The organism is Planctomycetota bacterium (assembly GCA_026387035.1).
Lineage (GTDB): Bacteria > Planctomycetota > Phycisphaerae > FEN-1346 > FEN-1346 > JAPLMM01.
Genome location: JAPLMM010000078.1, coordinates 1 through 3951 on the forward strand (window position 1 = coordinate 1; position 3951 = coordinate 3951).

At 65.3% G+C, this 3951-nt stretch carries 5 protein-coding genes; all 5 read right to left on the reverse strand.

Annotation, left to right across the window (positions count from 1 at the left end; all coding sequences use genetic code 11):
- Positions 1-258, reverse strand: a 258-nt coding sequence (locus NTX40_02615) for a hypothetical protein (GenBank protein ID MCX5647980.1), incomplete at its 3' end; no start/stop codon positions are given.
- 76 nt (positions 259-334) lie between these two features.
- A complete protein-coding gene (locus tag NTX40_02620) occupies positions 335-1378 on the reverse strand; it encodes a hypothetical protein (GenBank protein ID MCX5647981.1) in 1044 nt (347 codons plus the stop codon).
- 70 nt (positions 1379-1448) lie between these two features.
- Positions 1449-1775, reverse strand: coding sequence for an L-rhamnose mutarotase (locus tag NTX40_02625; GenBank protein MCX5647982.1), 327 nt, complete (start codon positions 1773-1775; stop codon positions 1449-1451).
- A 241-nt stretch (positions 1776-2016) separates the two neighbouring features.
- Positions 2017-3174 (reverse strand): hypothetical protein, encoded by a 1158-nt coding sequence (locus NTX40_02630; protein MCX5647983.1) that lies wholly within the window; start codon positions 3172-3174, stop codon positions 2017-2019.
- A 57-nt stretch (positions 3175-3231) separates the two neighbouring features.
- Positions 3232-3951: hypothetical protein (locus tag NTX40_02635; GenBank protein MCX5647984.1), on the reverse strand; the 720-nt coding region annotated here is incomplete at its 5' end.

Genomic DNA, 3951 nt, shown 5'->3' on the forward strand with positions numbered 1-3951 from the left:
CTTGACCTCGTCCACCCACTCCGCCGTCGAACACTTCGTGAAATCGGCGCCCACCAACCCGAACTGGCCCATTTCCTGGAAGTACTGGATCTGCGCGTCCATGCCGAAGATCTCGAATGATTCCAGGGCGCTCGCGCCGCCGAGAAACTCGTCCAGGTGATACGCTTGCCACTGGTGGACGGAGACGGGAAGCCGGTCGGGCTTGCCCCGCGCGAGGGCACAGAGCATCCGTTCCTTGCTGGACAGGGTTCGGCTCATGGCCTGACCTTCCCTTCGCGTGCGCCGGCGTGCCAACCCGTTGGGGCATCGCCCGCGGCGGTCGCCCCGGCGTTCTTCACGATCCCGTCCTGTACGCCATCACGGTATCGAACATCGCGAGGATGTTCTCGACGGGGGTTTCCTCGAGGATCGAATCGTGGCTGGCCCCTGCGATGTAACCCCCGCCCGGGGCCAGGATGTCCAACACCTCCCGTGTCCGCCGCCGCACCGTCTCCGGCGTGCCCTGGATGAGCACGTGGTGGGAATCAATCCCGCCGTTGAACACCATCGCGTCGCCGTACTCCCGCTTCAGCGTCGCCAGGTCCATCCCCGTACAGGAAGGCTGGATGGCGTGGAGGGCGTCCAGTCCGGCGCGGATCATCGCCTGCATCAGGGGCTCGATGCCCCCGCAGCAGTGCAGCATGACTTTCAGCCCGTGGCTGTGCCCCAGGTCGATCAGGCGCGCCAAGTGCGGCAGACTGAACCGCTCAAACTGGGCGGGGCTCAACAGCGGCCCGCGCTGGCTCCCGAAGTCGTTGCACACGAAGAAGATGTCGATCGCCCCGCCGGCCGCCTCGAAGATCCGCCGACTGACCTCGAAGTAGTAGTCCACGAGGCGGCCCATGACCGCGTCGACCACCGCCGGATCGTCATACATCTGCAGGTACAGCCCCTCCATGCCCAAGAGGTCGATCGCGTCGTGGAAGAACGGCGACCAGTCGCCGCCGAGAATCGCGTATTGCCCGCCGTAGGCCTCGGCCTCGGCACGGATCTCGGAGACGTCCATCCAGGCCGGATCGGGCCAGGCGTACGCGTGCACCTGGTCGAGCGTTGCCCCGGCCAGCGGATGGCTCATCGGCTGGCCGTAGCCCATGCCGTGCCGCTCGACGCCGAAAACCGTCCGGCACGTTGCGCCCTCGCGGAGCGTGAAGTCCGGCCCGGCGTAGCGGGCGAAGACGCGCCGAAAGTCGTCGTGGAATCGCTCGCGAAGCGCCTCGTCGTCCAGGCCGAGATGGGCCTTCGCCTTCGCCCAGAACTCCGCCGACGCGCCGCACCACATCGGAACCCGGTCGGGCTCCTCGTGGGCAAACGTCGTCAGCACTCGTTCGCGCGAGTTCATACGGTGCTCCGCGAATCCCCCGCCGCCTCAGGTTATGCCCCCTTCCCGTGCGGCTGCCGGAAGGAAGCAATCAGTCCAGGTGGAAAATTTTCTCCATGTCCGCCCAGACGCCCGCGGCAACCGTCTCCTGGTCCACCGCTTCCAGCATCGGAACGACCACCGACCACCACTTCTGCGTGGTCTCGTCGTCGGCCATCCTCGCGGCGTCCGCCTCGAAGTCCTTGCCCGTGTATTCCACATACGTGAACAGGTAGCCGTCCTTGTGGAAGATGGAGTAATTCCGCAGGTTGCACGCTTTGATCATCTTCAGCACGTCCGGCCAGACGTCCGCGTGCAGGCGCTTGTACGCCTCATACTGCTCCGGTCTGACTTTTGCGACCCATCCGAATCGCTTCATGATTTGGTTTCCTACTGGTGCTTAGTACTACAACGCTATCTCAACGCAGAGAGCGCAGAGGGCGCAGAGGGCGCAGAGATAAGATATTCTTTCACAAGAACTTACACAGCATGCCCTGGCTTGAGCCGGGCGCTGTTCCACACCCCCAACTTCACGCCGTCTCCTTGTTCCTTTTGACCTCTTGACAGCCGTTCTCTGCGTTCTCGGCGGTCTCTGCGTTGAAGAACACAGCGTATCAGTGTTAGACGTTCTCGTCAAACTCGCCTAGTTTCAGCGGGTACGCCCCGTGCTCCCGGACCAGTCCGACGAGGTAATCGTACGTGGCCGGGTCCACCGTGTGCGGCACGGAATGGTCGGATTGGATGATGTACCCGCCGCCCTTGGCCGCGTTGAGTTTGCGGAGCACCTCGGCGCGGATCTTGGCGCGGTCGTTCGTCGCGAGGACGCGCACGTCGATGTTCCCGTTGAACGCCCACCGTCGGCCGAAGCGGCGCTTCAGATCGACCACGTCGAGACCGGCCTTGGCCTCCAGCGGGTTGTATGCGTCGACGCCCGCCTCGATGAGGTCCTCGAAGACGGCGCTCGCGTTGCCGCAGCCGTGATAGATGGTCTTGAGACCCGCGCGGTGGGCGGCATCGCAGATTTTCTTGAGTTGCGGCTTGTAGGCGTCGCGCCAGTACCGGGGCGAGAAGAACATGCCGTGGTCGTAAGCGATGTCGCCCCAGACGTACAGGCCGGCGAGTTGCCCCCGGGCCGCCGCGACCTGGCCTTCAACGATGCCGACGAGGAAGTCGCCCAGGCGCTCGATGAACCGCGCCAGGCGGTCCGGCGCCTCGGCGATCTTGAAGAGGGCGTTCTCGGTGCCGATGATCCGCCAGAGCATCTCGTGGGGCTCGCACACGCTGCCGAAGACGCAGAAGTCGCCCGCGCAGGCAGCGAGGCGGTCCACGAACGGCGGCAGGCCGAGGTTCAGTTCGTCGCCGACGGCGTTGATCTGGTCGTCGATGGCCTCGACGTAGCGCCGCGGGTCCTTCGGATCGTCGAACTCGAGCGCTTCCATCTGCTCGAACGAACGGGTCTCGAAATCGCGGAAGTGCGGCATGGGCAGCGTGCCCCGCCGCTCGATGGTGGCCCCGAAACCGGTCTTGACGACTTTGCGTTCGGGCGTGTCCTCCAGGACTTCGATGCCACAGATGTGCGGGTCCATGTTCGGGGTGACGACGATGAGGTCGAGGTCCCAGTAGGCGTAGGGGTTGAAGTCGTCGCCCGCGCCGAGTTCCCGGCGGCAGCGGCGGACGAAGTGGGTCCAGAAGAACTCGCCCACGGGCACGCGGTCGGGCTCGCGGTGCTCCAGGGCAGCCAGGACGCGCTCGGTCTTGGCTCGTGCATCGTTGCTCATGACAAGCATTCCTGCCTTGGCCGCGCCGGCCGGCGGCCCAGCGCAGCAAGGGGCCTGTTATTGCGATTCCAGGACGACGATGTCCGCCTTCCGCTCGGGCGGCGTGACGTTGAGTTCGGCGAGTTTGCCGTCCCGGTAGACGCCCTCGATGGTGGTCTTCAGCGGTGCGTGGAGCCTGAAGTCCACGTTCCAGTCCTTCGGCCAGGCCGGGAGCAGATAGATCTTGCGGCCGTCGGTCTGGAGAAGCATCGCCTGGAGCGCCTTCATCAATACGCCGCCGTGAGTCTGGTCGGGGATCCAATCGTAGTTGGGGCCCCAGAAGGCGGGGAACCGCGAATCCTGGTGCTTGTTTCTGGCGCGGCCGACAAGGTACTGGCGGGCATCGTCGGCCAGGCCGAGGTAGGCCATGAAGATGTCGTCCTGGCGCCAGCCGGAGTTGCCCTTGTCCCATCGGCGCCGGAGGGCCTCAATGCCCAGTTCGATGTCGGGCCGGTTGAACGCCGCCAAGCGGAACGGGAACACGCAATAGAGTTCGGGGTTCTCGCTGTTCTTTTTTGCGGCGAACCGCTCGGCGGGGGCGAACAGGCGCTTGCCGTCGACCTCGCGAGTCGGCAGGTCGGGCAGTTTCTTACGCAGGGCGGCCCAGAACGCGCGCTGCTCCGGCGTGGTCAGGGGCTGGGGCAGCGAGAGCAGCCACTCGGTCACCGCGTGGAGGCCCGCCAGTTCCGGCATCGGGTTCTTGCAGTCCCACCACGTTTCACACGCCTGCGACGGATG

Coding starts and splice junctions, on each gene's coding strand:
- NTX40_02620 (MCX5647981.1), bottom strand. CDS start 1,378: ATGAACTCGCGCGAACGAGTGCTGACGACGTTTGCCCACGAGGAGCCC.
- NTX40_02625 (MCX5647982.1), bottom strand. CDS start 1,775: ATGAAGCGATTCGGATGGGTCGCAAAAGTCAGACCGGAGCAGTATGAG.
- NTX40_02630 (MCX5647983.1), bottom strand. CDS start 3,174: ATGAGCAACGATGCACGAGCCAAGACCGAGCGCGTCCTGGCTGCCCTG.